At 61.8% G+C, this 24,732-nt stretch carries 32 protein-coding genes and 1 pseudogene; 1 reads left to right on the plus strand and 32 read right to left on the minus strand.

All coding sequences use genetic code 11. The features are described from left to right. Window positions 1-359: 359 nt before the first annotated feature. The 9 genes and pseudogenes from SH412_RS26730 to SH412_RS26775 all read right to left on the minus strand — a co-directional run bounded on the left by SH412_RS26730 (window position 360) and on the right by SH412_RS26775 (window position 8,092). A complete protein-coding gene (locus SH412_RS26730; protein ID WP_336521098.1) occupies window positions 360-1,037 on the minus strand; it encodes a ThiF family adenylyltransferase in 678 nt (225 codons plus the stop codon). Next, complete coding sequence (locus tag SH412_RS26735) at window positions 1,015-1,677, minus strand: hypothetical protein (protein ID WP_336521099.1); 663 nt, start codon at window positions 1,675-1,677, stop codon at window positions 1,015-1,017. The genes SH412_RS26730 and SH412_RS26735 overlap by 23 nt, the downstream gene beginning before the upstream one ends. Further along, window positions 1,619-2,638 (minus strand): hypothetical protein, encoded by a 1,020-nt coding sequence (locus SH412_RS26740; protein WP_336521100.1) that lies wholly within the window; start codon window positions 2,636-2,638, stop codon window positions 1,619-1,621. The genes SH412_RS26735 and SH412_RS26740 overlap by 59 nt, the downstream gene beginning before the upstream one ends. A gap of 142 nt (window positions 2,639-2,780) precedes the next feature. Continuing rightward, entirely contained in the window at window positions 2,781-3,020 is a 240-nt protein-coding gene (locus SH412_RS26745; protein ID WP_336521101.1) for a molybdopterin converting factor, read from the minus strand. 266 nt (window positions 3,021-3,286) lie between these two features. Next, complete coding sequence (locus tag SH412_RS26750; protein ID WP_336521102.1) at window positions 3,287-3,484, minus strand: hypothetical protein; 198 nt, start codon at window positions 3,482-3,484, stop codon at window positions 3,287-3,289. A gap of 102 nt (window positions 3,485-3,586) precedes the next feature. Next, window positions 3,587-3,826: a hypothetical protein gene (locus SH412_RS26755; protein WP_336521103.1), complete on the minus strand. Its 240-nt coding sequence runs from the start codon at window positions 3,824-3,826 to the stop codon at window positions 3,587-3,589. A 667-nt stretch (window positions 3,827-4,493) separates the two neighbouring features. Beyond that, the gene (locus tag SH412_RS26760; RefSeq protein WP_336521104.1) at window positions 4,494-4,862 is read right to left on the minus strand and encodes a hypothetical protein; all 369 of its coding nucleotides are present in this window, start codon (window positions 4,860-4,862) and stop codon (window positions 4,494-4,496) included. Window positions 4,863-5,196: 334 nt separating this feature from the next. Then, window positions 5,197-5,905: pseudogene (locus SH412_RS28740) on the minus strand (IS5 family transposase). Between the two features lie 246 nt (window positions 5,906-6,151). Then, on the minus strand, window positions 6,152-8,092 hold the full coding sequence (locus SH412_RS26775) for a recombinase family protein (RefSeq protein WP_336521106.1): 1,941 nt from the start codon (window positions 8,090-8,092) through the stop codon (window positions 6,152-6,154). Window positions 8,093-8,493: 401 nt separating this feature from the next. Between SH412_RS26775 and SH412_RS26780 the strand changes: the two genes are divergently transcribed. Continuing rightward, window positions 8,494-9,609 (plus strand): tyrosine-type recombinase/integrase, encoded by a 1,116-nt coding sequence (locus SH412_RS26780; RefSeq protein ID WP_336521107.1) that lies wholly within the window; start codon window positions 8,494-8,496, stop codon window positions 9,607-9,609. Here SH412_RS26780 and SH412_RS26785 read toward each other — a convergent pair. The 23 genes from SH412_RS26785 to SH412_RS28745 all read right to left on the minus strand — a co-directional run bounded on the left by SH412_RS26785 (window position 9,525) and on the right by SH412_RS28745 (window position 24,147). Further along, window positions 9,525-9,746 carry a hypothetical protein gene (locus tag SH412_RS26785; protein ID WP_336521108.1) on the minus strand — a complete coding sequence of 74 codons (222 nt, stop codon included), beginning with the start codon at window positions 9,744-9,746 and terminating at the stop codon, window positions 9,525-9,527. The two genes, SH412_RS26780 and SH412_RS26785, sit on opposite strands and share 85 nt — an antisense overlap. A gap of 276 nt (window positions 9,747-10,022) precedes the next feature. Continuing rightward, window positions 10,023-11,870 carry an alpha-amylase family glycosyl hydrolase gene (locus SH412_RS26790; RefSeq protein WP_336521109.1) on the minus strand — a complete coding sequence of 616 codons (1,848 nt, stop codon included), beginning with the start codon at window positions 11,868-11,870 and terminating at the stop codon, window positions 10,023-10,025. A gap of 70 nt (window positions 11,871-11,940) precedes the next feature. Continuing rightward, window positions 11,941-12,288, minus strand: a complete 348-nt coding sequence (locus SH412_RS26795) for a hypothetical protein (RefSeq protein ID WP_336521110.1) — start codon at window positions 12,286-12,288, stop codon at window positions 11,941-11,943. 113 nt (window positions 12,289-12,401) lie between these two features. After that, a complete protein-coding gene (locus SH412_RS26800; RefSeq protein ID WP_336521111.1) occupies window positions 12,402-12,578 on the minus strand; it encodes a CsbD family protein in 177 nt (58 codons plus the stop codon). A gap of 46 nt (window positions 12,579-12,624) precedes the next feature. Next, a complete protein-coding gene (locus SH412_RS26805; protein ID WP_336521112.1) occupies window positions 12,625-13,062 on the minus strand; it encodes a sll1863 family stress response protein in 438 nt (145 codons plus the stop codon). Between the two features lie 75 nt (window positions 13,063-13,137). Continuing rightward, the gene (locus SH412_RS26810) at window positions 13,138-13,332 is read right to left on the minus strand and encodes a PLDc N-terminal domain-containing protein (RefSeq protein ID WP_336521113.1); all 195 of its coding nucleotides are present in this window, start codon (window positions 13,330-13,332) and stop codon (window positions 13,138-13,140) included. 54 nt (window positions 13,333-13,386) lie between these two features. After that, entirely contained in the window at window positions 13,387-13,542 is a 156-nt protein-coding gene (locus SH412_RS26815; RefSeq protein WP_336521114.1) for a DUF3309 family protein, read from the minus strand. A 189-nt stretch (window positions 13,543-13,731) separates the two neighbouring features. After that, window positions 13,732-14,130 carry a Na-translocating system protein MpsC family protein gene (locus SH412_RS26820; protein WP_336521115.1) on the minus strand — a complete coding sequence of 133 codons (399 nt, stop codon included), beginning with the start codon at window positions 14,128-14,130 and terminating at the stop codon, window positions 13,732-13,734. 448 nt (window positions 14,131-14,578) lie between these two features. Continuing rightward, the gene (locus SH412_RS26825; protein ID WP_336521116.1) at window positions 14,579-14,728 is read right to left on the minus strand and encodes a lmo0937 family membrane protein; all 150 of its coding nucleotides are present in this window, start codon (window positions 14,726-14,728) and stop codon (window positions 14,579-14,581) included. A gap of 58 nt (window positions 14,729-14,786) precedes the next feature. After that, the gene (locus SH412_RS26830) at window positions 14,787-16,232 is read right to left on the minus strand and encodes a PDZ domain-containing protein (protein WP_336521117.1); all 1,446 of its coding nucleotides are present in this window, start codon (window positions 16,230-16,232) and stop codon (window positions 14,787-14,789) included. A gap of 275 nt (window positions 16,233-16,507) precedes the next feature. Further along, window positions 16,508-16,735 carry a hypothetical protein gene (locus SH412_RS26835; RefSeq protein WP_336521118.1) on the minus strand — a complete coding sequence of 76 codons (228 nt, stop codon included), beginning with the start codon at window positions 16,733-16,735 and terminating at the stop codon, window positions 16,508-16,510. 65 nt (window positions 16,736-16,800) lie between these two features. Further along, on the minus strand, window positions 16,801-18,588 hold the full coding sequence (locus SH412_RS26840; RefSeq protein ID WP_336521119.1) for a hypothetical protein: 1,788 nt from the start codon (window positions 18,586-18,588) through the stop codon (window positions 16,801-16,803). A 180-nt stretch (window positions 18,589-18,768) separates the two neighbouring features. Next, window positions 18,769-19,203, minus strand: coding sequence for a four-helix bundle copper-binding protein (locus SH412_RS26845; RefSeq protein WP_336521120.1), 435 nt, complete (start codon window positions 19,201-19,203; stop codon window positions 18,769-18,771). A gap of 95 nt (window positions 19,204-19,298) precedes the next feature. Continuing rightward, window positions 19,299-20,045 (minus strand): COG1470 family protein, encoded by a 747-nt coding sequence (locus tag SH412_RS26850; RefSeq protein ID WP_336521121.1) that lies wholly within the window; start codon window positions 20,043-20,045, stop codon window positions 19,299-19,301. Between the two features lie 100 nt (window positions 20,046-20,145). After that, window positions 20,146-20,349 carry a CsbD family protein gene (locus SH412_RS26855; protein WP_336521122.1) on the minus strand — a complete coding sequence of 68 codons (204 nt, stop codon included), beginning with the start codon at window positions 20,347-20,349 and terminating at the stop codon, window positions 20,146-20,148. 12 nt (window positions 20,350-20,361) lie between these two features. After that, window positions 20,362-20,913 carry a hypothetical protein gene (locus SH412_RS26860; protein ID WP_336521123.1) on the minus strand — a complete coding sequence of 184 codons (552 nt, stop codon included), beginning with the start codon at window positions 20,911-20,913 and terminating at the stop codon, window positions 20,362-20,364. Further along, complete coding sequence (locus tag SH412_RS26865) at window positions 20,877-21,341, minus strand: phage holin family protein (protein WP_336521124.1); 465 nt, start codon at window positions 21,339-21,341, stop codon at window positions 20,877-20,879. Before SH412_RS26865 ends, SH412_RS26860 begins: the two co-directional genes overlap by 37 nt. A gap of 2 nt (window positions 21,342-21,343) precedes the next feature. Then, complete coding sequence (locus tag SH412_RS26870) at window positions 21,344-21,769, minus strand: hypothetical protein (RefSeq protein WP_336519362.1); 426 nt, start codon at window positions 21,767-21,769, stop codon at window positions 21,344-21,346. A gap of 82 nt (window positions 21,770-21,851) precedes the next feature. Then, on the minus strand, window positions 21,852-22,244 hold the full coding sequence (locus tag SH412_RS26875; RefSeq protein WP_336519363.1) for a response regulator transcription factor: 393 nt from the start codon (window positions 22,242-22,244) through the stop codon (window positions 21,852-21,854). A gap of 104 nt (window positions 22,245-22,348) precedes the next feature. After that, the gene (locus SH412_RS26880) at window positions 22,349-22,837 is read right to left on the minus strand and encodes a ferritin-like domain-containing protein (protein ID WP_336519364.1); all 489 of its coding nucleotides are present in this window, start codon (window positions 22,835-22,837) and stop codon (window positions 22,349-22,351) included. Further along, a complete protein-coding gene (locus SH412_RS26885) occupies window positions 22,809-23,084 on the minus strand; it encodes a DUF1328 domain-containing protein (protein WP_336519365.1) in 276 nt (91 codons plus the stop codon). The genes SH412_RS26880 and SH412_RS26885 overlap by 29 nt, the downstream gene beginning before the upstream one ends. 123 nt (window positions 23,085-23,207) lie before the next feature. After that, on the minus strand, window positions 23,208-23,684 hold the full coding sequence (locus SH412_RS26890) for a hypothetical protein (protein ID WP_336521125.1): 477 nt from the start codon (window positions 23,682-23,684) through the stop codon (window positions 23,208-23,210). Window positions 23,685-23,817: 133 nt separating this feature from the next. Further along, window positions 23,818-24,147, minus strand: a complete 330-nt coding sequence (locus tag SH412_RS28745) for a carbon storage regulator (RefSeq protein ID WP_419555762.1) — start codon at window positions 24,145-24,147, stop codon at window positions 23,818-23,820. Between the last annotated feature and the right edge of the window lie 585 nt (window positions 24,148-24,732).

A 24,732-nucleotide genomic window follows, 5' to 3' on the forward strand; every position in this document is an offset into this window, starting at 1 on the left:
GCTCGGTTGGTTCATCCCCATGTCGCGATTCCACGCCGAGCCTGAAGAGTTCAGACGCCGACAGGGCTCCTCCGTGCCAGACGCAGCTTTTCGGCAATCCGTAGCCTTCATCCCCGCGGTGTCCGCCGGTTCTGCGGACGTCACGTGGACTGAACAGACTTTAACACGGCCGGTCGGCCGGGACAATTGGCACGGGAGAAGGCTGACGCGGTCAATCCGGTTCGACGATCGCTGCATTACGGGGGCCGGCGACGTATCGCGGGATTTCCACATAACACCCCGGGATTCCATTTGCGAATAGCTAACAAAATCGCTCCAAGGGGAGCCAGGTTTCCCCGGCTCCCCTTGGAGCGCTATTCTCAGCGGCGAGCCAACATTTCCATTTCCGCCGTCGTTAGCTCCCCCGCCAGCAGATTCAGCGTCTGGTCCGGCTCCACGGGGAGTTCCCGCAGCCAGCGGGTGAACTGGTGGACCATCAACCCGGCGGCGATCTGCGCACAATAAATCGTGCTCCGCGAGGTGCAGCGTCCCGTCTGAGCCTCGGCCTGGGTAAACAGCGTCGTGGGGTAGTGCTCCCGCCCCTGATCGTCGGCGACGGTCAGCACGCGCAGCACTTCCCCCAGCATCCGCCCGTCCGCCCAGAACCGGCAGCGGTCTTTCACCGCCCGCCAGATCGTCGCCCGGACGGAAATCGAGTCCACACAACAGAACACCACCTCGCCCACGGGCTGATGCGCCCGAAACCGGTCGGCAACGGTCTCAACCGCCACCTCCGGGATCTGGCTCTGCAGGGCTGCCTGCAGAGCCTCGACCTTGAGCTGTCCGCAGTCGGACCAGCGGTAGCCCTGCGTGGTAATGTTGGTCGGCTCGACGACATCGAAGTCGATCAACTGCAGTTTCGGCACACCGATCGCTGCCAGTTGCAGGGCCACCGCCCGGCCGATGGCGCCGACGCCGATGACGGTGGCCGTCATTCCCTCGAGCCGATCCCGGGGGACCAGCTCGGCTTGCCGCTCAAAGCGGTTCGTCGTCTCCATCGTGCCTCCCTTCCAGGCAAGACTCTGCGAACAGATCCCCGAACGGATCGTCCAGCGTGTCGAACTCCAGCTCGTGCCCGGCGGCCGCCAGGTGCCGCAGCCGGCGCCGGGAGTGTCGTGGCATCGGCAAAGTGTCCTGCACCGTGACGCAGGCGTCGTACTCGTCGGCCCAGGCAGCCTGATCGCTCCCAGGGAACGCCGCTTCAAAATCCACCCTGACAGCGATCTCCGCCGCCAGCGCGATCGCACTCTGGCAGCGGAAACGGGCATAGGTTTCCCCGCCGCGAGCCAGGATCCCCATCACCGCCCAGGAGCAGTTTCCAAAAACCCGATCAAAAGTCTCTTCATCGGGCGAGCTGGGATCGGCGGAATTCCCCGGATGCGTGTGCAGCCAGATCCGGGCGAACTGCTCCGGCCGGCGACCCAGATCCACCTGCCGATCGAAGAATTCTGCGACGGCGGCATCGTCAAAGGCCACCGTCACGGCAGTTGTCAGCTGCGGCAGCAGCACAAAATCCTCGACCAGCAGGAGATCGTCGGGAGCAGAAATCCCGAACCCGCCGATCTCGGTGGGGCCCCGGTCACGCAAGAACTCCCACTTCGCCCAGGCATACGGACTGAACCGCAGCTCCGGCGGCATCGGTTCCCGAATTCTCTTCTTCGTCATCGGCGGTATCGGTTTCATTTTGGTCCTTGGCGGTCTGGCAGGATTCACAAACGACACCGTTCCGGAAGCCCTCCTCGGGCTGGCAGGCGGCGCAACGGTCCCGGTGGCACTCCGGGCAGGCGTCGAGACAACTGCGGCAGGTCGACGAATGGCACTCGGCGCAGCAGGCGATACAGTCGCAGCAGAGGACTTCGCTGCAGATGTAGCAGTCCGATTCGTCGCATTCGTCCATGGAATCGCTGCATGAGCTGCAACGGCGGGAGAACCAGTCTTCGACGTGCACGTAGGGGCTGCTGGGGTTGTAGGTCTTGAGGGTCTGCTGCAGGATGGCGAAATAGTCGCCCAGCCGCCCGGAGCGGAGAGCCTGTTCCAGGGGGACCGAGGCTTCTCCTTCGCAGAGGAGGTTGTCCTGGACGTGGGGATGCGTGACATCGGACCGGTCATTGGGACGACAGGGTTCCAAGGCGACGACCTGCAGTTCCTCGGCGGCGCCGAGTTTCGACCAGTTCCAGACCAGTTCGAAGGGACCGACATCGAGCCCCTTGAGCACGATCCGCTCGGTGGTCAGGAGGATGCGGGTTCGCTGCGGCTCGATCGTCACCCGTTCGAACTCGTGTTCCAAGGCTGTCAGCTCCCGGTAGACCTCGGCGACCGACAACGTCGGGGCCGGCTGCTGCAGCAGTTCCAACTGCTGCTGAAGCCGCCGCAACTCCGTCAGCTGCCACTGGACGCGGAGCAGCAGTTGCCGCCGGATCGAGTCGCCAGCTTCCATCCAGCCCCGCCGGCGGACGAACTCGTGGCGGGCGGCGAGCTCCTGCGCCTGTTGAAACCAGCGTTCGGGCAGCGTCAGTTGCTGCTGTTCGTGAAAATGGTGGGCCAGCGCCGCGGTGATGCGGAGCGCACACCGCCACCGCTGACGCGAACTCAGGATCATGACAACGTCCTCCCGGAGAAAGAGTGCATGGAAAAGCGCCGGGAGGGTCCCTGCGAACCGCTCCCGGCGCTGTCGAAGACGGGGTTACAGGTCTCGGGCTGAACCAGCGAGGAAGAACCAGCGGACTGGCCTTCGCCTGGCCTCAACGCTCAACGAGCCTCCCCGAGGCCCCTTCGATCTTGACCGGCGTCATCGAGACCCGGTCGCCTTCGTGGAGCTCGGCATCGGCGGCCGTCGGCTGTCGGTTCACCCGGATCAGGTAGTCCTGAGCCCGGGCCTGCCCCATCCGTTGCTGAAACAGTTGCATGACCGTTGTGCCGGCGGGGAGTTCGAGGTAGTCCGCGAAACCGCCGCCGTCGTTGTTGATGAACAGAATTCGCATACGAAGATCTTTCGATGGTGGGAAAGAGACAGGAACGCACACGGAGTGCATCTCCGACCGCCGCTGATCGCGAAGCCGGTCGCGGGCTTCCGGACCAGAGCCGTGGTCGAGGACCAGCTGACGGTCGGTCAGCTCGTGGATCTGGAATTCATCGACGAAGGAGGCCGCCCCACAGCCAGGAGTTCTCGTACCAAGCCGGCCTGTTCGTGCCTTTCATGAGCAAAGTGTCCTCGAAGTCGTTGTGTGGAGCGCGAAAACCAGGATGTTCAGGCCACTGCGTACGTCCGGCGATTGGCACGTTCCGCCAGCGCATCCCAGTCCAGAAATTTTTCCAGCAGCCCGTCGTCGGGCTGCGCCAGCTCGCCATCCTCGGGATCGACGAGCGAAAAGCCGTGGGCCTGGATCGTGGCGACGTCGTCGCCGGTCGCGCGGGCGACCGCGCGATCAAGTTGGGTCTGAGTCATCTGCAACATTCCTTTACGAGAAACAGGACGGGGAAAACGAAAGCAGCCGCCCGGAACGGTTCCGGGCGGCGGCATAACTGCGGTGTTGCGAGAGGAGAGAAATCAGCGGAGAGGCGGCAACCGATGCTCGGTCAGCCAGGCGACTTCGGCGGCCAGGGCGTCGCTGCGGCGTTCGAAGGGCCCCAGCCGAGGTCCGTCGACAATGTCAGCCCACCACTGGCCCGCCTCATCCGGTTCGATGTGGCTGGCCCGCTGGATGCTCAAGGCGCCGAGCGCCGCCAGATCCAGCACCTCGGAGTAGAGCGTCGTGATCTCGCCGCCGGTCCCCACGAATAGGTCCATCACGGAGACTCCGGCAGGTGGGGACGGAAGGGGGAGCATCGAAGGGGGCGAGTGGGACGGGACGTGTTGCGCTCGGACGGGGGGCGCGGCAAGACTCGGTCTCCTCTTGCAGGTCTTTGTAGTTCATCGTCAGTCGTCGATGTCGGCGATGGCGGGATCGTTCGCGGAAGTTGTGGTCACGATCCGGGGGATCGGGGTCACCGGACGGGCGACAAGTGACGTTTCGGCTGTCAAAACGGCCGACCCATCGATCAAGGGCTCCAGTGTTCTGCTGTCCCCGCTGAAACCGCCCGCCGCCGACCGTTCGTCGGGAATTCCCCCAAGATCCCGGCGATGCCGCTCCCTGTCCGCGGTATGTTCACGCGACCGCCAAAGATCGGCTCATCTGACGACGTTGCCATCGATGAATCAGCTCATCGTCGCGGCGGCAGCCAGACACAGTCGGTCTGCTTACTTGGATTTGGGTTGATCAGGGCGAGCTTTATTTGCCCTGAGTCGCTCGGCGACCGCCTTGGCCCAGAGCCGTAACAGTCGCCAGAGCGGGTGGTCTGGTTGATGAGAATGTGGCTGCGTCAAGATTGGCTCCCATCTCTGAAAACGAAAAGGCCGCATCTCGCAGGAGCGAAACGCGGCGGAAAAGCGTCACTTTATCGATTGATCAATGCGATTAGCGTGAACCAGCTTCAAGGAAACTCGGCTGTTCGTAGCCGTGCCGCGGCTCAAAGCGGAATCGCGGATGGCGATGACGGCTGTATTTGGAGTTGCCCTCGATCGGCGTGCGAATCAGGAGATAGGGATCGGTCGCGCCAGCCGATTCCATCAACCGTTGAAGTTGAGCAGCCCGTTGAGCGACCGGGGCTTCCGTCCCGAGTTGTGTAGCCAACACTTTGTACGTCGTGCCAGCAGTCTGCATGCCAGTGACGACTGCTGGACGAACCCGTTCGCGCTGCAGTTTCTCGAACAGGTCTACGGTCAACTCGCGCTGGAACGCAGTTGTCGAAACGGGCAGACGTGATGGTGTCGGCAGGAACTCCATGAGATTCAGGGGGAACTTCGCCCGCAGGACCGGCAGACCGCCGTCGATCAAGCGAAACGGAGAGCGGGCATTAGAACGGCGGCATGTGGGAGCGTTTTTGACGTTTATTCGCTCTCGGAATTTGGTTGTCGTCGTCGCTCGATTGCGTTGTCAGCTGCCGTCGTCGGGCAATTTCACGAGCAATCTCTGTGATCAATTGGTGCAGAACGCTGTTCGGCACAATAGGGGACGTACGCCTCGGACGATTTGTGCGCTTTTGAGTCATTTTAGGCTGAACTCCAAATGAAAAACGCCTCCGAGTTATTGCTCGGTGGCGTTTTCGTTAGAACCAGTTTCAAAACCGTCTGAGAGTAATGAACATACAGGCGAGGGTCACGAAGCCAAGGAAGATGTCATCACGGTATTCGTAGCGAGTCACGAGTCGGCGGAACGACTGCAGCCAGGCGAGGTCCGCTCCACGCGCCAGCGGCGGCTAAGTCGGCGCGCCACGCGACCATCCTGGACCGGTGGTCTTCTGCGATTCAATCGATGCCGGCAGATCAACTCGATGTGCTGCAGTTGCAGCCGCTGGCGCAGGGGGTCGCTGTCCGCCGCCTTGTCAAACAGCAGTCGCGCGGGGGCCGGATCGAGTACGCGCTACTCCAGCAACGGTTCGATCAGCGTGACCTCGTTGTGGCTGGCACTGGTGATATCGACCGCGACGGGCAGGCCCTCGCGATCGACGAGCAGCATGATCTTCGTGCCCTTGCCTTTCTTCGTCAGGCCGACGTCCGCGCCCCCTTTTTTGCCGCGGCAAAGGTGCCGTCGGCAATCGCTTCGTCGAGCCGTAACCGCCTCAGATCGCTGCGTTGCTCGAGCAGCCGTTCCCAGGCCGCGTGCAGCACGCCGGACTCCGTCCATTCCTGCAGCCGCCGCCAGCACGTGGCAGGAGAGGGATACTGGACTGGTAAGTCCTGCCAGCGGGCGCCGGTCCGCAGGATCCACAAGATGCCCTCGAAACAGGGGCGCGGAGCGACGCGCGAGCGTCCGCCCGCGGAGGACATGGGGAGTTCGACGAACAGATCAGCGATCAGAAACCATTGCCCATCAGTGAGTTCAGACTTCGGGACCGTCCTGAACCCTGTGATGTTGCGGCCGCGTGAGGGCCACCATCGCAGGGTGAGATGCATGGCATGAGCCTTCTTTGGGGAGACTCGAATCAGCAAATCCCTTGCCAGTCAGTTCAGGTCTTCAAGGCTTTTGAAACGGGCCTTACTGATTGTATGATCGGCGATAGCTTTGACGGTTGATCAGAGTGCAGGAGATTGATAGCCTTCGCGAGATTCAAACTGATATCGTTCATTACGAGATCGCTTGAGTTTTCGGTACACGGTCTCCAGCGGCGGAACAGTAATGATTTCGTAGGGACTTGACAGCCCACGCTCGCGCATCATGCGGTCCAATCTGAGAGCATGCTGAATAGTGGCTTGGTGAGTTCCCAGATTCGCGGCGATGTCACGTTGTTTCACGCGTTCAGCGAATTGCTTGACAACTTCTTCTCTGATCTGTATTCGCACGGGCGGCTCGAATAGGTTGATCGTCAAAACGCGAGTCAGGAATTCCTTGACCGCTGGAGCCTGGTCGATGCCTTGGACAATGCTACCGAGGGAGAGCTTTACCTTTACGCGCGGCAAGAAGTGTCCTCCGTCAACGGAACGGACGACATAGACGTAGCACTCGGAGACCAGCGACCGCAGCAAGCTGCTGAAGCCAAAGGAATCGGCAGCCAGACCACACGATGCTTCTTCGAATGCTTGCCTCAAGGCCGCACCAGTCAGTGGCAATTCGGGCTGTTCGCGTGATTGCAATTGTAGGACACGGCGCCATTGCGCCAGCTCGCTATCTCGCTGTGCGAGTTCGTTCAACATTTCCGACAGCAGACTGGACGGACCATTTTGTCGAATCACGGCTCGAACGTTGGTCTTCTCTCGCTCCAACGCGGCTTCAGCCTTTTCAAGCTGTTGCCAGGCTGTCTGGTCATCGGCCTGATGTTCAGTGGCCAACTGTACCAATTCCGCGAGCTGTTCATTGAAGCCATCGAGATTCCACAACTCTGTGGTGATGGCTGCTAGCACCTTTTGAGTCAGCAGCGGGCCGTTGAAACCGACCGAGTTCCAGCACTGGTAATGACGAGAACCGTTGCACATCAGGTTTTTCTGGATCCCGTTACCGCCCCAGACCATGTCGCGACCGCAGTACCAACAGACCGCACATTGTCCTGGGAAGCGTGCACGCTTGCCATGACCGATGGGAGCCGCCTGGGAAGGCCGTCTCCTTCCCAATCTGCGATGCTTTTCGTCTACTTCAGCGAGAACGGCATCCAATTCATCGGGATCAAAATGCGCGAGATGGGGTTCGTCGCGATAGGTTGGCCCCGCGGGATTCACTTTCGACATTCGGCGACCGCATTCATAATTCTTGTCGGAACAACGAGCGCCGCGCTGTGGCCTTCCTTTCAGAAGGGGATTGTGAAACAACCGTCGAACCATGGCGCCATCCCACCGCTTGTTCCGGCAATATGGCCCCGTGGACACGCCATGCTTGTTGAAGTAATCGGCAACCGCAGTCCAATTTTTCTCGCGACGCAGAATGTGCAGTGCCTTTTGAAGATGCGGAATGGAATCATCGTCCTTACGCCATTCACTATAGTACTTGGCTCCTTCGGGTTTGATGTACCCGTATGTGTGGAGCGGCGTCGCCCCACCGTTTCGTCGAAAGCGGTTCATTTGCTTTTGCTTGATGCGGCGCGACGTGTGGGCACAGTGGCTGACATGGTCTTTGCAGGCTGTGATCAAGGCCTCTTCCCAGGTCGGATCAGCCGTATCACAACCATCATTCGGTGCGATGCAGCGGGTGCCGCGATCGACTGCCAGCCCCCACAATGCGACCACCACAGTCCCGCGGATCAGACGACCGGCATCTTCCATGATAATCAGATCAAATTCTGCGGAGCGAATGAGCCTCTCGACCTCAACCAGTTCAGGGCGGTCTAACCGCTCTCCTTTGCCTTTGGTCGCAATGATGGTATATTCGCAAGGACCATCGTATCGATCCGCGACTTCCTGCTTGGCATGATCCTCCTGATCTTCGAGACTCAATTCCTTTTGGTTTTGGCACCCGCTGATGCGGGCCACGATCAATACACGCAGGGTATGCCCATTGCGGGCCACAAGCGGCTGGCTACGACTCATGATCATCTCCGGTCGGAGACATCACTCGCCCGAAATCATTGGCACAGTGTGCCAATGATTCTGACCAATCCTGAGAATCCCTGACCAATGGTGACCACACCTGACCAGCCGCAACTTCTTCTGTTCAAAGTCACTTACGTCGCAAGTGCCAATGGCAAAATCAATTACAAACCGACATGCGGAGTGTCCCCCCCTCTCCGCTTCCGCCTTCGATCGATTGCCGCAAGTTGCTTTCCTGAAAGCAACTTGCGGCTTTTTCTTTGCTGCAGAACCACCTTCCTGGCGCACGTTTTGTGCACAATCGGTGCGCCGGGAAGTGTTTCAGAGGCCGCAGCGAAAGCCGCCGCATCGGGTCGGATCGGGAGGCCGCGGAACGCCTGGCGGCCGAGCTGAATGCCCAGGTGGCGACCGCGTCTCCCACGCACTTTCGATTTGAGCCGATCAGCGTGGCGGGTCTGCGGCAGTCGTTCCTCGATGACCACGAGCACGTCCTCCGCTCATCGATGGCGACGATGGCACGATCCCGGACGGCGTCCCGCTATCTCGTCGAGTACGCGGACACCGTGCGATCCGGACTGCAGGCCCACGATCTCGCTGCGTTGGGGTTTGTCAGGTCTCTCCGAACTTATCGGGTCGTCCCCAACGGGCATCCCAATACGCCACAGCGGCCGTTGAGCGACAAGGGAATGCAATTCATTGCCGAAGTGCCCCCCCGCTCGATCGACCAGTTCGCGATGCGGAATCGGCGCCTGCCGCCCGATGCCAGGAATCCCCTCAGCGAGTTGAGGCTCGAACGACTGCGAATCGAAGACGCCAAGCCGATCTTCGTCTTCGATGCCGAGACCGAGCTGCAATTCTTGAAGGCGGCTGCCGAGTGGGAGTTTGCCATCCACTTCACGCGGGCGAAGACCGGCCTGCGTCCGGGAGAGCTGTGTCATCTCCTGGTGGAAGACCTTGACCTTGCTGCCGGCTGGCTGCACGTCCGCAACCAGCCGGAACTGGACTGGTCGGTTAAGACACGGAACGAGCGCAGTGTTCCGTTGGTCTCGGAAGTGACCGCGAACTTGCACGCGACGATCGGAGATCGCCCGACTGGAATTGTTTTTCGGCGTCCACAATCGCCTGCCCGAACGGGGGCACTGACGGCTGCCAACCGCGATGCCCTGGGCAAGCGTCTTCAGTCCAACGTGCTGGCCGAACGACAGCACCTTGCACGGGAGCTGACGCGAGCCGAACTCAGCGTCATCGCCAAAAAACGCTGTGTGGCAGCCGGAGCGCTGGATCCCGACCAGATTCGGCGATCGTATTTACGAATTGCCAGACGTTGTGGACTGCCTCAAGCGACCTGTTCCAAGAGCTGGAGGCACAGCTTCGTGACGTTGTTGCAGGATGCCAATGTCGATCCCTTGCTCCGCCAGATCACGCTCGGTCATCAGCCGGCCGGCAGGGACGAATTGCAGGGCGTTTTCTTGAGCGTGGCGATTTCGGCTTCGAGGGCGGCGATGCGCCGTTCGTAGTGGTCGATCACCGCCTGCAGCAGCGCCCGGAATTCGGGCGGCAGGGCGGCGATCTGCTCGGGAGTCACCGGCGTTGTTTCGTGCGACATGCCGATGATGTCGCCGATTTCGCCGCGGGCGCGAAGACCAGATCTCAACCGACGAGGCTGGCGGGGTGTGAACGGTTACCTTTGCGTTGGAGCGGGGTGAATCATTCGGGTTAGTTTCTGGAGCGGTCGTCGCCATCTCCTCCAGAAGAAGTCCATTCGTCTGCGTCTCAAGGTGTCCGGCCACTCGCCTCGATCCACGGTCGTCCGCCGTTGGCTCCAGCACCGGCAAGAACCGCATCGGTCCGGCAACACCAGCGGGCATACCGAAGTCGATCTCGTCCCTGATCGGCGGCTTCGACAGTTCGCTCCACGACGTCGTCACCGCTACTCGCCGGGCTTGTCCTGCGAAAACATCACGACGCTGTACGGTCCGATGCTGATCGTTCCGCCGGCTGGAAAGCCATCTCGCTTCCCGGCGCCGGGCCCCTGCGATTCGCCTCCAGGCTCAATTCCAGCGGCCACGTCGGAGCATTGCTGGTTTCCAAAGCCGCGGCTATAGCCGCTCCAGTCGCTGTTGAGCCGCAGTCGCCAGATTCCAGGGGCGGGGAAACCGATCGCGTAGTTGCAGTGGGCCACATGGGAGAGATTCACGACGACCACCACGTCGTCGGCGGGGCCGCCCTGGTGCCAGCGGTGATAGGCGATGACGTTGTCCGCCTGATTCTCGTGGAAGGTATTCAGTCCGGAGCCCGTCAGTCCGCGCGTTGTGCCGAACCGGTTGAGACGCAGATGAATCAGGTCTCGATACATCCGCACCAGGCCGCTGAATTCCTCCGACTTGTGCCAGTCGAGCGGAACCGAATCCTCGAACCAGCCGTCTTCGAGGAACTCCTGTCCCTGGAACAGCATCGGGATGCCGGGCGCGGTCAGCACGAGGGCGGCCGCGAGCGTCGTGCGTTTCTGGGCGAACCAGCTAGCGGGATTCTGCGGATCAATTTCTGAGGCGACGCGGGATTGCCCGTTCGCCACTTCGTCGTGCGATTCGCTGTAGATGACGCGCTGGAAGGGGTTTCCGTTGTAACCGCCTTCGAGCGCCTGGCGAACGCTGTCGAGCGACCGCTGCTCGTCGCTGGCCGCGATGACGGCGGCCCTGACAGGATGCACGAAACGGGCGCCCCATTGAGCCGTGAAACCCGCTCCCCCCTGGTCGGCCGGCTTCGTCAGCCGGTCGTCGGTCTGCATGTCCTCGGCAATGGTGATGCGTCCCGGGTACTTCTGCTGGATGTCGCGATTGATCCATTGGATCAGGCTCCAGCCGTCGGGGAGGTCGCCGCCCGGATCGCCGTTACCCCGCACGTTGTGCATGAACAGAGTCATGTCCATCCGCAGGCCGTCGACGTGATATTCCTCCAGCCACATCAGGGCGTTGTCGCGGATGAACTGGCGGACTTCCTTGCGGCCGTAGTCGGGGCGCGTCGCTCCCCACGGGGTCTCGGCGTGCCAGTCGTTATAGAAGTAGATGCCGCCCTGTCCGTTTTCGCTCCAGCCGTCGAACTGCCACAGATCCAGGTCGCTCGGACCGAAGTGGTTGTAGACGACATCCAGCACCACCGCCATGCCGGCCTGATGAACCGCCTTGACAAAACGCTTGAAGCCGACGGGACCGCCGTAATTGGTTTCCACGGCAAAGACGCACGAGGGGTTGTAGCCCCACGACGAGTAGCCGGGAAACTGGGCCAGTGGCATCACTTCGATGACGTTCACGCCGAGTCGCTGCAGATGGTCGAGCTTCTTGACGGCTTCTGCAAACTTGTCCGACGTCCCGTCTTCCTGGTCGTGGAACGTCCCCAGGTGCAGCTCATAGATCACGAGTTCGTTGACTGCCGGGAGATGGAAATCGTCGCCGGCCCAGTCAAACTGCGGGTCGTAGACGACGGCATTCCCGACCGAACTGATGACCTGCCGCGCATAGGGGTCCATCCGCAGCAGTTCCCTGCCGCCATTGATGATCCGATACTTGTACTCGTTGCCGATGGCGGCCGAGGCAATGTCTGAGTACCAGTAACCCTCTTCCTCCTTGACCATCGGGTGCGCATCGGGCGACCAGTCATTGAAAGAGCCCGTGACGTACACCGCGTCGGCGTGAGGCGCCCAGACGCGAAACGCGACGCCGCCCTCGTACGGAAGCGATCCCATTCCGCCACGAACCTGCTCGGCTGGTAGAGTGGGCATGAAGAACTTTCCTAACGTTCCGTTTGATTTCCAGACGCCCGCCGCGATCCTCATGCCTCGCAAGCAGATGTCACTCGGGTTGACGCTCCGACGCGGCGTCTGCGTCAAGCCTGGCGGCGATGGCTTCGAGGATCATCCGCTCGGCGTCGTCAATGCTCGCCCGAGCGAGCATGATGGCAATCCCGGCAAATTCCTCGGCTCTTTCCGCTCGCTCGGAGAGCTGACCGGTCTCGTGGCCCTTCACGGACTGCTCGATCGTGCCTTGCACTTCGGCCCCCCGTTCCTGAAACCACTGCTGCAAGCGGGTCCGGGCCTTTATCACGACCGGTCTGGTCTCGACGTCTCGGCGGCGTACTTCGTCGAGCTTCTCATGCAGCGAATGCCAGGTTGTCCCGATATTGGCCTTCAGGGCATCCATCCGCCCCTCAAGGGCTTCGAGCTGCTCGTGGACGCCGTCACAAAAACCGCTCACGTTGTCACTCACAACCGCACCTCAATGTCTCCTTACGAGTGTCATGCCGTGCCCGCGGACTACTCGATCACTTTCTTCGCGGCTTTCTTCACGGTATCCGCGACCTTCTGGATGGCCTGTTTGGCCTTTCCGACGGCCTGGTCGGTCCGGCCTTCCTCGCGCAGCCTGTCGCTGCCGGTCAGCGCACCGGCGGCTTCCTTGATTTTCCCCTTCACGATGTCTGTTCGCCCACTCATGGTGGAGACTCCTTTTGCTATCGTTGATGCTCACAACACCGATCGATCAGAACTCGCTGGCTGCCTCGCGAAACGCTTTATCCAGTTCGTCCCAGGCCGACTCCGCTCCGTTCCGGACATCCTTCCAGGCTTCCGCGCTCGACTGACCGACTTCGGCCAGCTTGGCGCGGGCGGCGTCCCGCTTCGTTTCGAGCTCGGCCATCTTCATTTTAAAGGTGGCTGCGGCCTGGTCTTTCAGGTTGCCTCCCTTCTCACGGAGCTTGGCGATTTCGGCATCCAGCTCCTCAAGTCGGGCCTCAAGGCTCCGCTGGAAGTCCTCTTTCGCCTGCAATGAGAAATCTGCTGCCGTCTGAGCCGCTTTTCCGACATCGCGGCGGACATCCTCGGATGTGACACTTCCGGGTGTCTGCTCGCGGGAGGATTGTTCGCACCCGCCAATCACGAGCCCGCTGAGGAACAAAACACCATACATCCTGCGCGACATGATGGAATCCCTTTCACCGAACGCTCCGCGACTCGCAGAACTGCCGACGGCCGCGGCACTCAGTTGTCAAAGTCGTCACGCCCCGGCATCCGCCGAACTGCGACCGAGGAGGAAATACAGTCCCATTCCGATGAGCGGGAGCAGGAGGATGATCACGATCCAGAAAATCTTGCGCAGGACTCCGGAGCGGCCCATCAGCACGCTGATGATGGCCCAGACGTCCAGCAGCAGTATGACCGTACCGACGATGCTGATGGCGGTTGGAATCACAAAATCACCTTTTCGTTATGCATTGCCTGCTAAGAAATCCCCGAACTCGATGAATCAGATGCGTCTCAGAAGCAGCAGGATAACCACAATCAGAAGGATCAGTCCCAGCCCGCCGCTGGGCGCGTAACCCCAGTTGCGACTGTGCGGCCAGGTGGGGAGCGCCCCGAGCAGGAACAGGATCAGAACGATCAGCAGAATGGTGCCCAGCATGTCAGCCCTTCGCATCAAGTCTCAGGTTGATTGATCGACAGAATCTGCGGCGGCGAGATCATACCTGAAGTCAACACCGGCCAGAGCGATTCTGGAGCGGCGAGGTGCAGTCGGAGGCGGTTATGTGAGCGGCCAGACGAAGCCGCGTTGCGCCAGAATGCTCTGCAGATCAAAACGTCCCGCCTTTCGCTACCTCCTCTTCGGCTCGCGAACTTCAGGGGCATCGGCCAGCGTAAACAGCAGGATTTCGTCACCCGTGGACACACTGATGTCGTGATGCAGACATCGAATCTCTTCGCCAGTGATCGCGACGATCATTGCTTCCAGGGCCGGCTGCGCTGACTCCACGAGCTGGCTGCGCACCTGCTTGATCAGGTCTCCGCCGGTCTCGGCGGGCAAGGCCGCCAAGTGCTGTTCTGCAGTCGTCAGCACTTCCGTCAGGCGGACCAGCAGCAGATTCTCAATCAGGTACGCGTGCATGTGCTTCGGCCCGCGTCCCAGATACTCCAGTGCGAAATGCCGAATTCCCTCGCAGACAGCGGCTTCGATTTCGCCTCGCGTGCTGTGCGGCGGAGACGGTGCTGACACAGTTCGACACCGGCCGAACAGTGACGGGGCAGACCTAGTGCAGGCAGACGGTGAGTCGGTCATCGCGGATTGCATGTGATGGTCCCCTGTTCCGGCCCCGTGGTTCTGCCGAATGTGACGCTCGGCACGCAGCCCTCCCTGGTCCGTCAAGAATCCGCAGCAGCGACTGAGCAGCCTCATTAGCCGCTGTTGGAATGGAGATTGTGCCGCGGCGCGCGCAACGCCGGTATCGGAGATTCCACCAATTTGGAACTGGTGAAATCCGCCACCCATTGAAGACGGCGATGTTACATCTTCCAGCGGCGTCATGCCCCGGCTGATCTGGCCTTCGTAACACGTAACAGACGGCGTCCGATCAACGAAAACCCCGGCCGCAGATGATCCGGCGTCTGCCCGATCCCGCGAGCGAAAGCGGCCGAGTCGGTGTCGCCACTCCGACCCGACGAGGTCAGACGGCGGACCGTCCCTGGATCACCCGGATCAGCACCACCGCAATCGCGATAATCAACAGCAGATGAATGAAACCTCCCATCGTGTTGGCCGTGACGACGCCGAGCAGCCAGAGAATCATCAGCACGACGAAAATCGTCCAGAGCATGGGAGCATTCCTGTAGAGAATCGGAAAACTGTTGCCGTCAGCACGTTGCACGCAACATTCAGAAATCGTCGCCGCCGATCACGACGAAACGCGGTCCCCTGGGGGTGTGGATGTAAAACAGGACTCCATTGCCCGCCGCGAGTCCGGTCTCTGTCGCGGAGAAGTCTGCCGCAGACGAGACCGGCGTCCTGCCGACGCGTTCGATGACCATGCCCTTCTGCAGTCCGGCGGCGGCCGCCGGGCTGCCCGGCTGAACCGAGTCGATCAGAACGCCGCGGACGGGGTCCCGATATCCGCTCTGTCGAACCGCCTCGGGAGTCGCCTCGTGGACCGCCAGCCCGAGATCGGCGTAGGAGCCGGCTCGGATTTGTGCAGCTCCGGCGGCGTCCGTGCGTGGCACTCGATGCGTCAATTGAAGATGGTCGGGCAGTTTGCCGACCGTGATCTGCACGTCGCTGGATTCGCCGTTGCGGATGATCTGGAGTGGATAGGTCTTGCCCGCGTCCAGATGCTCTACGACGCTCGTGAGATGCCGTGCATCCATGATCGGTCGGCCGTCCAGCCGCGTAATGACATCGCCGGGCTGGAGCATGGCGTCTGCGGCGGGAGAGTCCGGATGCACGCCGCTGATCAGGGCCCCTTCGCCGCGGGGGATATTGAACTGTCGCGCCAGCTCCCGGTTGAGCGGTTGCGTGTGCACGCCGAGATATCCGCGATGCACGATTCCGTGATCGATAAGCTGGCGGCTGGACCAGCGGACCAGGTTGCTGGGAGCCGCCACTCCCCGGCGATCGAGATTTTCATTCCATTCCGAAACGGTCGATGTGATGCCCACCACCTCGCCGGCAAGATTCAGGATCGGGCCGCCGCCTACGTTCAAGGCCGCATCCGTCAGCAGGAAATCTTCGCCGCGCGCCGCGCCGGGCCCCGGGACGATGCCGTTGAGGATTCCCGCATGGGCCAACGGCGTCAGTCGCGATGAGCGTCCGAGCGCCAGCACCCAGTCTCCGACTTGCATCGCATCGCTGTCTCCCAATGGCAGCGCCGGCAAGGGCGCGAGCGGGGAGATCTCGATCACTGCGGTGTTGGTGCGAGGATCGGCCCGTACGCTCGATGCAACAAACTCAGAACCATCATGGGTCCGCACGACGACTCGCTCGGCGCCGAAGACCAGTTCGCTCGTGGTCAGGACCTGCCCCGACGGAGCAATGACGAATCCAGAGCCGACAACGCGTCTCGCGAGCGGCCCCTCGCAGCGTCGTGTCGGGTGGCTAATGGCGTCGATGGAAACGATGCTGGGAAGCGCATGGCGGGCCAGATTGCGAAAGGCCACAGAGAAGTCGCCAAACTCGCGCTGAGCCGGCGCGACTTCCGGACCGCGACGTTCGGCGGGTGGCGGCTCTCCGATGGATCGCTGGGCCACCGACGCCTCGGTCATGACCACAATGCCCAGCAGAGCCAGGAGGCTCGACAGGGCGACAACTCGCGAAGTGGACGTGTTCATTTGACGCATTCTCATTCTCCCTGCTGCAACAGCGACACAATGATGCTTCTCGCGGCAGGTCAACTGCGGTGAGGTCTTCAAACTCCTTGCCGCGGCAACTCCACAATGTGACTTCCCGCAACTCGTCTGAATGACGTAACACGGGTCTGAACTCGTCGACCGCGTTCCCCAATACGCCGGGCGCATGGACTGCATCGCCCGTTCGTCGGAGAGAGACGAGTCGCTGCCCCGTCAGGCCGTCATTGGCCTCCGCAATGACGGCCTGAACCAGGGCGCTACGATTTCCTGGATCCCATGACGATCAAGACAACTCCGCCAGCAATTGCGAGTCCTCCCAGAATCGGCGGCACAGGCCACGTCCGCTTCGTGTCGGCGGTGGCCTTGACCGGACCGACGTCAATGATGACATCACGGCTCGTGTAAGGGATGCCGCGATAGAACAGGCCGATCGCCCCCGCCGCGATCAGAATTGCCCCGACAATGACCAGCGAGTTGATACGCATGGACGCGAAATCCTTGATTCTGTGAGTGGCTCTGACGGCCGTTGAACCGGTCCGCGACTGTGTGGTTACGACCTGGGCTGCTCTTTCTCCTTGCCGCCCTTTGGCTCCGCATTGGAGCGACCCGGTTTCGGTTCGGCCTTCGGCATTGGCTTCGGTTCAGCCTTTGGACCAGGCTTTGGTTCTACTTTCGGGGCAGCTTTCGGTTCGGCCCTCGGGGCAGGCTTCGGTGCCGCTTTCGGAGCCGGCTTTGGTTCAACTCGTGGAGCAGGCTTGGGCTCTGCTTTCGGGGCTGCTTTTGGTTCAGCCCTTGGAGTAGGCTTCGGTTCCGCTTTCGGGTCTGGCTTCCGATCGGCCTTCGGCGCTGGCTTCGGTTCGGCCTTCGGCATTGGCTTGCTTGTCGGCTGGCGGCCCGTCACGTTCGGCCGACTCCTGGGCGATTCGCCTTTGACCACCGGCGCTCGCGGTTTCGGCTCGACCTTCGGGTCGGATGGTGGCGCCTCGTGAGACTTTGGTGGCGCGTGGTCTTTGCCAAGTTGATCGGGCGACCGCGCCAGAATCGGAGACTTCGGAAGCTTCACTCGAGCCGGCTCGGATTCCGTCGTGGGTTTCTCGCTGGAGGTCTTCGCTGTTTTGGACTCCAGCTTCTGCCGTTCAACGCCGAATTGACGGACTTCCTGCCCATGCTTGGCCAGTGCCTGCTGCTCGTCCTTCGTCACGGGCTGAAATCGCAACGCGGTGTCTTTGCTACTGGCCACTTCTTCGAGCGACGTGGCCGCCACCAGGTTCTTTTCCAGCGATGCGTCGCCAGTCTTGAGAACGGCCTGCTGGGCGACCAGCGTTCGCGGCGGCCGAGCGGCTTCGTGATCGACACGGTCCTGGTAAGTGGTCTGGACGGATTTCTCCCATGCCGAGTTCTGCCGATTCTGCCAGCGCTGCTGGGCGTAAAACGGATCGTATCCGTATCCACCGGAATTAAACGAGAACCACGGGGAGAAGCCCATGCTGGCGTAGCTGGGACCGTAGTAGTCCCCGAAGTAGTAGTGGTTGTAATTCGGCCGCAGGAAGAGCTGATTGCCGAACACGGCCGTGCTGATCACGATGGCTGGCGAGTAGGTGAAACCTTGTTGCGCATAGATCCCTGGCGCGAAATAGACCGGCGCAAACAGGACCCCGCGACGGGCGACTGAATAGTCGTAGTATCCGTTGACGAAGACGTAGCCTCGGGGCGACCACAGGTAATGAGACGGAACCCAGACCCAGTTCTCCTGGGCCGCGGACCAGTAGCCGGGTTGCCAGGCATACCGGTTCTCATTCCAAACCCAGCTCCCAGGGATCCAGATCTGATCGGCCGAGGGGGCGGCGACGTTCGGACCCGCTTCGACGGATGCCGGCGGCTCCGGCAGATAGACATTCTCACTCTCTTTGGCATCGGCCCAATACCCGGAAGTCCATTGAAACTCCCGGCCGGACTGGCCCCAGTAACCGGGCACCCATTGGCGGCCCGGAGGAAGGGCGCGCCAGATGCCGCTGACCCACAGGAAGTCCTCACGCTCGTCGTCCCAGGCCCAGTAACCGGGAATCCACGCAACATTCTCTCCTTCCGGTTTCTGATCGGGCGGCAATTCCTCAATGGCGTCCGGCGGCGCTTTCGGCACCACGATGCCCGGCTGCGGATCGAATGTGACGGTTTCGGCAAACGCCTCGTGAACGGGACCTCTTGTGAGGACTTCCACTCCCTTCACGGCGCCGGCCGACGTCTGTTGCGCTGCAACGCGCCTGTCCCAGTTGAACTGTGTGCCAACGGTCACCACTGCGGCGACCAGGCAGCCCTTCAATACGTACTGCGAGTTCATGAACGGATTCCTTGTGAGATTGCATCCGCGCATCGAGTTGCTCGTGCGTCGGATGGATTGACGAATCCCGTGAGGCAAACGGGGAGACTGCCGCGACCCATGTCGCCGCGAACGGGCTGCAGACGCTGTTCCAGGGACTCCAGCCCGCTCCGACGACGGCCATTGCAGATCCAAGCCTGATTATTTGTTGACGTGCTTCGGCATCTCGCGACATTCCTTGGCACATTCGCGGCACGTCTTCGCGCAGTCCTTCATATGCTTGTCGTCCGGGAACTTCTCGCAGGCTGCGGCGCATTCGTCGCAACATTTTGCGCAGCAATCCTGCATGTGCCGGGCGAGGGGGCTCTGCCGGGCGCAGAGTGTCGCGCACGACTTGCAGCACTCGGCGCAGTCGATGCAGAGCTGAGCCGTTCCGGCGTGTTCCTTCTTGCCGTCCACCAGGAGTGTCAGGCAGTGCTTGAAGCACGAATCGCACTGAAGCTGACAGTCCGCGCAGACTTTGGCGCACTTCGTGAAGTGTTTGGCGTGCTCTTCCTGGGCGCAAGCCACGTTTGTGACGGAGGCCGTTACGGCGACGGTCAGCACAGCCGCCATCAGACAGAGTGTTCGCAGCATTTCAGTTCCTTTCACAGTTTCCCGCGTCAGCCGTCACAGACCTTCTGTGGCAGCCAGCCGCGGATTGATTTCCACCAGTCCGCTGTACCCGCCGACTACTCTTTCGCAGCAACGGTCAGCTTCAGCTCATTGGCCGCGTCGGCGCCCTCCGCGGGGTGGCCGGTCACTTTGATGGTGAAGTCGCCCAGGGCCGCGTCGTCCGCGGCTGTCAGCGTGATCTGCGTTTCGGCGGCGCCGGCTTTGATCACTGGAGCGGCCGGCTCCAGCGTCACGCCCGTCGGCAGGTCGCCGAACTTGAGGGCGACGTCCTGGTCGAACGTCTTGTCGCGCGAGATGCCGATCGAGACCGTTTGCGCAGTTCCCTGTTTGACGGAGGTCGACAGGCGGGGCGTACTCAGCGTGAATGTGTCCTTGGCGGCAATGGTGAGCTTGAACTCGACCGTGGCGTCGCCCCCCTTGGTCGGATGCCCCGTCACCTTGATCTGGAAATCGCCCAGCGGCGCTTCGTCGCTGGCTTTGAAGACGATCTTCGCGTCGGTTTCGCCGTGCTTGATGGCGGGATTGCCGGGCTCGATCGTCACCCCTTTGGGAACGTCCGAGAACTTCAGCGTCACGTCTTCGTCGAAGTTCTTGGCCCGCTTGATGCCGACCGTGGCGTCGGCCTGCGCGCCCTGCTGGAGCGAGGACGAGAGCATCGGGACCGTCAGATTGAAGGTGTCTTCGGTCTGTCCATAGGCCGGCGCCTTGCCGGTCGAGCCTGGCCCGCCCGGCGTCCCTTGCGTGCAGCCCGCGAGGGCCGTCAGTGCGATCGCCGCCAGAGTTGCAAATGTTGACTTCATCATTGTGAATCGCCTTCTTTGTGATTTTGCGGAGAACGGCCACGTTCGCACATTGCGGGCGCGGCTGGGCTCCGTGTGTCGTTGCTGCTGATCTGGACCCGGTTTAGAGCTTCAGTTCGCGGACGAACTCGTCAATCTCTTTCTCCGCCTGCTCTTTGGCGTAGCCGTAGCGTTCCTGCAGCAGCCCGGCCAGCTCATCGCGCTTGCCGGCGATCACGGTCAGGTCATCGTCGGTGAGCTTGCCCCACTTCTGTTTCGCCTTGCCGGTCCATTGTTTCCAGCGGCCCGAAATCTGTTCCCAGTTCATGGTCAGTGCTCCTCAAAGAGAACGTGCTGTGCCGAATTGACGATTCAACGGCCGGCCTGGGCCGGGTAGTGATTGCGCGGCCAGTGGGATGTTCGCCGCTTCCGGTGCGGTTGCTTCGGTTGACGCAGTCTGCGCCGGCGACTGCGGAAAGACGCGATTCAGCGCCAACGGCAGTGCCATGGCGATCGCGTCCCGGAGCACGCCGGCAAGCGAACCGAACAAGCCGGCGCTCGTCGGGAGCCGGTCTTGGGGCGATGCGCCGGTCGGTCGATCGACGTCGACGGTCTGTCTTGCCTTTGACGACGACAGCCGCGCCACCAGACAGCCCAGGGCAAAAGACGCCCCGACGGCGAGCCACGGGTGCTGCTGCACCTGCCTCCGCAGATCCAGCGTCTGGCTGACCGACTGCACTGCGTCGCGGACGCTGGTCATCGTGTCGGCAACGACCGCTCCGGTCGACTGCATTCCGTCCGACACGCGGCTCTCGAGCGACTCGAGTTTCTCCGAGAGATCGGTGCGGGTCTGATTCATCTGGCTGCGGATGGTTGCGAGGTCGTCGTCCACAACGCGGTCTCCTGAATGAGTTCGTCGGCCACATGGTTCCAGCTCGGAAAGGACCGCAACCGCAGCCGCCCGAAACAAACTAGTGCTGCGCTCAGTACCGACAGCACCGCACCGACAATGGCGTAACAAGCTCCCAGCGGGAGCCACGCAGGATCAGTCCCGGCGGGACACGTCAGCCAGTGCAGTCCATGCACGAGGCTCAGGCAGAGCAGTCCGGCGGCAAGCAGCCCCAGCGCGACGCCGATGGCGACGACGGCTGTCGCCGCTTGCCGCAGCCGCAGGTTGGCGGCGATTTCCTGCCGAATGAGCCGGACCTGCTGGACGACCAGCGCCCGGAAATCGTCGATGATGCCGGCCACCAGCGACGCCATGTCGGCTTCGCCGGTCACCGGACCTTCGACCGTTGTTGCAGGAACGTCGTCGGCCATGCTCAGTCCCTCAGCGCGCGGCTTACGAGAAATCCCGCTGCGAATCCGGCAAAGATCGCGGCGACGGGATGCTGCCGAACCAGTTCGGTGATCATGGCCGAGGTTCCCGAGAGCTTGGCCTCTTCCAGGTACCGGCCCCCGCGCTGAACGGAATGCGCCACGGCCTGCGAGGCCGTTCCGAGCATTCCGTCGTGCGGCGTGTTTTCGCTGAGCAGGTCGCCCAGCCGTTCGATCTCGCTGCCGGCCCGGGCGGTCAGGTCGTCGGCCTGCTGGCCGATGCCGGTGACGGCCTGCCTGGCCATCGCTCCAACCGCACTGGCGGCGTGACTGGCCATTTCGCCGGCCGCAGCGGCGGCGTCCCCCGCCTTGCCGCCCGCCTGAGTCCATTCTTCACGACTGGCGCCGGGAGCGATCGTTGCATTCGCCATGATTCGGTCTTTCTGAAAGAGGAGGTTCTGTCCGGACTGGATGTGTTTGAATTCGTTTGACGGGGGCCGTCCGTGGCGACCGTCAGTGGTCGTCGTAAGCAACGTCGACGAACCGCTCGGCGGCGATCGCCGCCGAGATCTGCTCCAGCGCTGCACCGCGTTGCGAAGACTTCGAGATCCACGCCACGGTGTTCGAGGTCTTCAGTTCGGGAGGCTGCTCGCGGAGCTCGTTTCCGATAATGATGACCGCGATGTCCGTCATCAGGCGGTCGGACTGAATTGCGGCCAGGACGCCTTCACACCCGCCCCACGGCAGCTTGCGATCGACGACCAGCACCGCGGGTTCGAACTCGCGCAGAACCCGGACGCACTCCAGTCCGTCCGCCGCGAGATCCACTTCATGACCGCAGTCCCACAGGTGGTACCGCAGAGCTTCGCGAAAGGCCTGGTCGGAGTCCGCGATCAAAACCAGCATGTTGTGTTCCTTGTCGAAGCGATGGTGATGTTGACCGGCCCGATTTCGTACCTCTTGTGTTTCCTGCTGACTGGCGACGTCTGAGTAAACCCCCGAGCGGGGCCTTAAGCCGCATCGGACCGGGACGGATCGGGGGTCTCGATTCCCAGCGCCGTCGCGAGAGACACCAGATGGTCCTGTTCCTGCACGAGGATCTCCCGGATCTGTTCGGCGAGTGCGTATTCTTCCAGCGCTTCGCATTGCCGGACGCGCCGGCGATAGCGGACAATCGTCTCGGTTTCGGCCTCCAGATCGAACCGCAGCATCTCTTCGGCGATCATCGAGGTCCTGACGGTCCTGGGAACCGCCAGCGGCTCCCCTCCCAGATAGTCGATCTGACCGGCGATGATCAGAGCATGCGCGAGCTCTTCGGCCGCGTGCTTCTCCAGCTCGGCGGCAATCGCCATGTACTGCGGGCCGCGGATCACCTGCGAGTAAATCACATAAGAGATGATCGCCTGGTACTCGCCGGCGAGGTCCTCGTTAAGCAACGCCACCAGGTCTTCCCGCGTGACGTCCTCGTGGTCATGAGCGACGTGCGTTGTTTCGATCATCGCATTTTCTTTCGTGGATCGGATTCAGGATCAATGTTCGGGAATGACTGCCGCGGAACTCTTTGAGCACTTCCCAGAACAGAGAAGGTTCCCTCAGGGTGCTGCCGACGAAGGAGGCCGCCGCCAGGACCAGGAAGAGCAGGGACGAGCCTTTCTCCCAGGTCCAGGCGGGCGGCGCATCCGCGCCGAAGCCGAAGACGGCCGCAACCAGAGCCGCGATCAGAAACACCAGGCCGGTCCTCGACATTTCGAATGGCTCCTTCCGGACGCTTCGCGTCCCGATCGTTACTTGCTGAAGTCCAGCCCCTTGTCGTCGTCGGGCGCCCCCAGCAGTTTGAAGTTGAACGTCCCGTCTCCGCCGGGAACATCCTCAGAGCGTCGGTGCGGGGGCCGGTGCGCTCGTCATCGGAGGTTGAGGAGCGTCATAGCTGTCTGGCGCCGGAGCGTAATAGGCGGGGGCGGCACAGCTCGCGGCCTGCGGGTCGCAGTAAGTTGCCGCGACCGGAGCGCTGCAGTTCGCACGCGTGGCATAGTTCGCGACCGGAGCGCAACCGGCGGCCTGCTGGTAGCCAGCGCACGCGGACTGTTGACGACCGTAGCAGCCGGTCTGCCGGTGGCCGCAGGAGCGGTAGCGCGAACCGCAGGCCCGGACCTGCCGATTGCCGCAAGACTGGTTCTGGCGATAACCGCACGAGCCGTACTGAGCGCCGCCGCAGACATTCATCGGCTGGCCGCAGTTGGCACGGCCGTAGCGCTGACCGCAACGGGCCTCGACGTCGCTGGTGGCGAACGAAAGGCTGACGGCGGCGATGAGTCCGGCAAACACAGACATTAGTGAGCGAGACATGAAGAAACCTCCTTGAGCGAAACGCGAAACGGAAATGGGTACGTTGAACGTGCGCTTCCCGGCGGGGAACGAATCCACCAGCCGTGAAGCGGGGCATCGAAGCGTGTCGCGCGAAGAATCGCGCGGGGATATCTCAGACGTCGGTCGTCACAACCCCTCGCAGATCCTGAGCCGCAGCGCGATCGACCACCCGATCAAGCCCGTTCAGGTCCGGGATGAAGGAGGCTTTCGTCACGGACCTGAGACTTGCACTGTTCAGAACGGGAACCGGGACCAGAACCGCGGCCTGGCGGATGCGTTCCCAGACTTCCCAGCGATGCACTTTGACGTCGTTGTGTGCCTCGATGCCGAGACGCACGCGATCGCCAAGAATCTCCAGGACGGTCACGGTCAGCTCGCGATGAGCCGAGTCGCCCCCGCCGACGATCAACGATTCCCGCAACTTTCTCGTCAGGACCAGCATTTTCAACTTCCCTGCCTTGAATGCCCGACTTGAACCTGGAAACGAATGGGAACCTGAACGACCGACGGTCGGGGCCGCGTGTCGTTGACGTCCTGGAGCGACGCCCGTTCTCATTGTCAGGTCGTCGGCACTCACACACATGCCCACGCCTCTCGAAGAACCCCACACAGGCTCCTTGGCGAAACCATCGAACCGTTGCGGACGTTTGCGATCCCGGCCAGACGCTGTCGACAGATTCGAACCGTTGGGAGAACTTGCCGGTCGCAAAGGCCCGAGGAATCGAGAAACGTCTCCCGAAGGCTCTTAGAACTTCGCCAGTTTGAAACGCCCCGAAGACCAACGAAAAAAGCCGACGTGGCGAGGCCCTTTGAAAAGGACTTCGCCGCGTCGGCTTACTGATGAACGCGCCTTCCGGAGTCTGCCGGATTGCGATTTCTCTGGTCATCCGATGTGTCTGCGAGACGGTTGATCAAACAACCGACTCAGCGACAACTCTATGATAGCCCGCCAGTTTGGAAATGATAGCCGAATTGCTCGTGTATTGAAGAACTCTTCTCAAGTATGCGTGCGACCATACGAAGTTCT

Source organism: Planctellipticum variicoloris (genome assembly GCF_030622045.1).
Classification (GTDB): domain Bacteria; phylum Planctomycetota; class Planctomycetia; order Planctomycetales; family Planctomycetaceae; genus Planctellipticum; species Planctellipticum variicoloris.

Bases quoted from the DNA above. Each gene is read 5' to 3' on its own strand.
- SH412_RS26815 (WP_336521114.1), bottom strand. From the start codon at position 13,542: ATGCTGGGCACCATTCTGCTGATCGTTCTGATCCTGTTCCTGCTCGGG.
- SH412_RS26755 (WP_336521103.1), bottom strand. From the start codon at position 3,826: ATGGACCTATTCGTGGGGACCGGCGGCGAGATCACGACGCTCTACTCC.
- SH412_RS26845 (WP_336521120.1), bottom strand. From the start codon at position 19,203: ATGCTGCGAACACTCTGTCTGATGGCGGCTGTGCTGACCGTCGCCGTA.
- SH412_RS26790 (WP_336521109.1), bottom strand. From the start codon at position 11,870: ATGCCCACTCTACCAGCCGAGCAGGTTCGTGGCGGAATGGGATCGCTT.
- SH412_RS26735 (WP_336521099.1), bottom strand. From the start codon at position 1,677: ATGCCGCCGGAGCTGCGGTTCAGTCCGTATGCCTGGGCGAAGTGGGAG.
- SH412_RS26850 (WP_336521121.1), bottom strand. From the start codon at position 20,045: ATGATGAAGTCAACATTTGCAACTCTGGCGGCGATCGCACTGACGGCC.
- SH412_RS26730 (WP_336521098.1), bottom strand. From the start codon at position 1,037: ATGGAGACGACGAACCGCTTTGAGCGGCAAGCCGAGCTGGTCCCCCGG.
- SH412_RS26865 (WP_336521124.1), bottom strand. From the start codon at position 21,341: ATGGCCGACGACGTTCCTGCAACAACGGTCGAAGGTCCGGTGACCGGC.
- SH412_RS26880 (WP_336519364.1), bottom strand. From the start codon at position 22,837: ATGATCGAAACAACGCACGTCGCTCATGACCACGAGGACGTCACGCGG.
- SH412_RS26745 (WP_336521101.1), bottom strand. From the start codon at position 3,020: ATGCGAATTCTGTTCATCAACAACGACGGCGGCGGTTTCGCGGACTAC.
- SH412_RS26870 (WP_336519362.1), bottom strand. From the start codon at position 21,769: ATGGCGAATGCAACGATCGCTCCCGGCGCCAGTCGTGAAGAATGGACT.
- SH412_RS26875 (WP_336519363.1), bottom strand. From the start codon at position 22,244: ATGCTGGTTTTGATCGCGGACTCCGACCAGGCCTTTCGCGAAGCTCTG.
- SH412_RS26835 (WP_336521118.1), bottom strand. From the start codon at position 16,735: ATGCGTATCAACTCGCTGGTCATTGTCGGGGCAATTCTGATCGCGGCG.
- SH412_RS26840 (WP_336521119.1), bottom strand. From the start codon at position 18,588: ATGAACTCGCAGTACGTATTGAAGGGCTGCCTGGTCGCCGCAGTGGTG.
- SH412_RS26760 (WP_336521104.1), bottom strand. From the start codon at position 4,862: ATGGAGTTCCTGCCGACACCATCACGTCTGCCCGTTTCGACAACTGCG.
- SH412_RS26795 (WP_336521110.1), bottom strand. From the start codon at position 12,288: ATGGATGCCCTGAAGGCCAATATCGGGACAACCTGGCATTCGCTGCAT.
- SH412_RS26805 (WP_336521112.1), bottom strand. From the start codon at position 13,062: ATGTCGCGCAGGATGTATGGTGTTTTGTTCCTCAGCGGGCTCGTGATT.
- SH412_RS26775 (WP_336521106.1), bottom strand. From the start codon at position 8,092: ATGAGTCGTAGCCAGCCGCTTGTGGCCCGCAATGGGCATACCCTGCGT.
- SH412_RS26855 (WP_336521122.1), bottom strand. From the start codon at position 20,349: ATGAACTGGGAACAGATTTCGGGCCGCTGGAAACAATGGACCGGCAAG.
- SH412_RS26885 (WP_336519365.1), bottom strand. From the start codon at position 23,084: ATGTCGAGGACCGGCCTGGTGTTTCTGATCGCGGCTCTGGTTGCGGCC.
- SH412_RS26825 (WP_336521116.1), bottom strand. From the start codon at position 14,728: ATGCTCTGGACGATTTTCGTCGTGCTGATGATTCTCTGGCTGCTCGGC.
- SH412_RS26890 (WP_336521125.1), bottom strand. From the start codon at position 23,684: ATGTCTCGCTCACTAATGTCTGTGTTTGCCGGACTCATCGCCGCCGTC.
- SH412_RS26750 (WP_336521102.1), bottom strand. From the start codon at position 3,484: ATGACTCAGACCCAACTTGATCGCGCGGTCGCCCGCGCGACCGGCGAC.
- SH412_RS26800 (WP_336521111.1), bottom strand. From the start codon at position 12,578: ATGAGTGGGCGAACAGACATCGTGAAGGGGAAAATCAAGGAAGCCGCC.
- SH412_RS28745 (WP_419555762.1), bottom strand. From the start codon at position 24,147: ATGCTGGTCCTGACGAGAAAGTTGCGGGAATCGTTGATCGTCGGCGGG.
- SH412_RS26740 (WP_336521100.1), bottom strand. From the start codon at position 2,638: ATGATCCTGAGTTCGCGTCAGCGGTGGCGGTGTGCGCTCCGCATCACC.
- SH412_RS26830 (WP_336521117.1), bottom strand. From the start codon at position 16,232: ATGAACACGTCCACTTCGCGAGTTGTCGCCCTGTCGAGCCTCCTGGCT.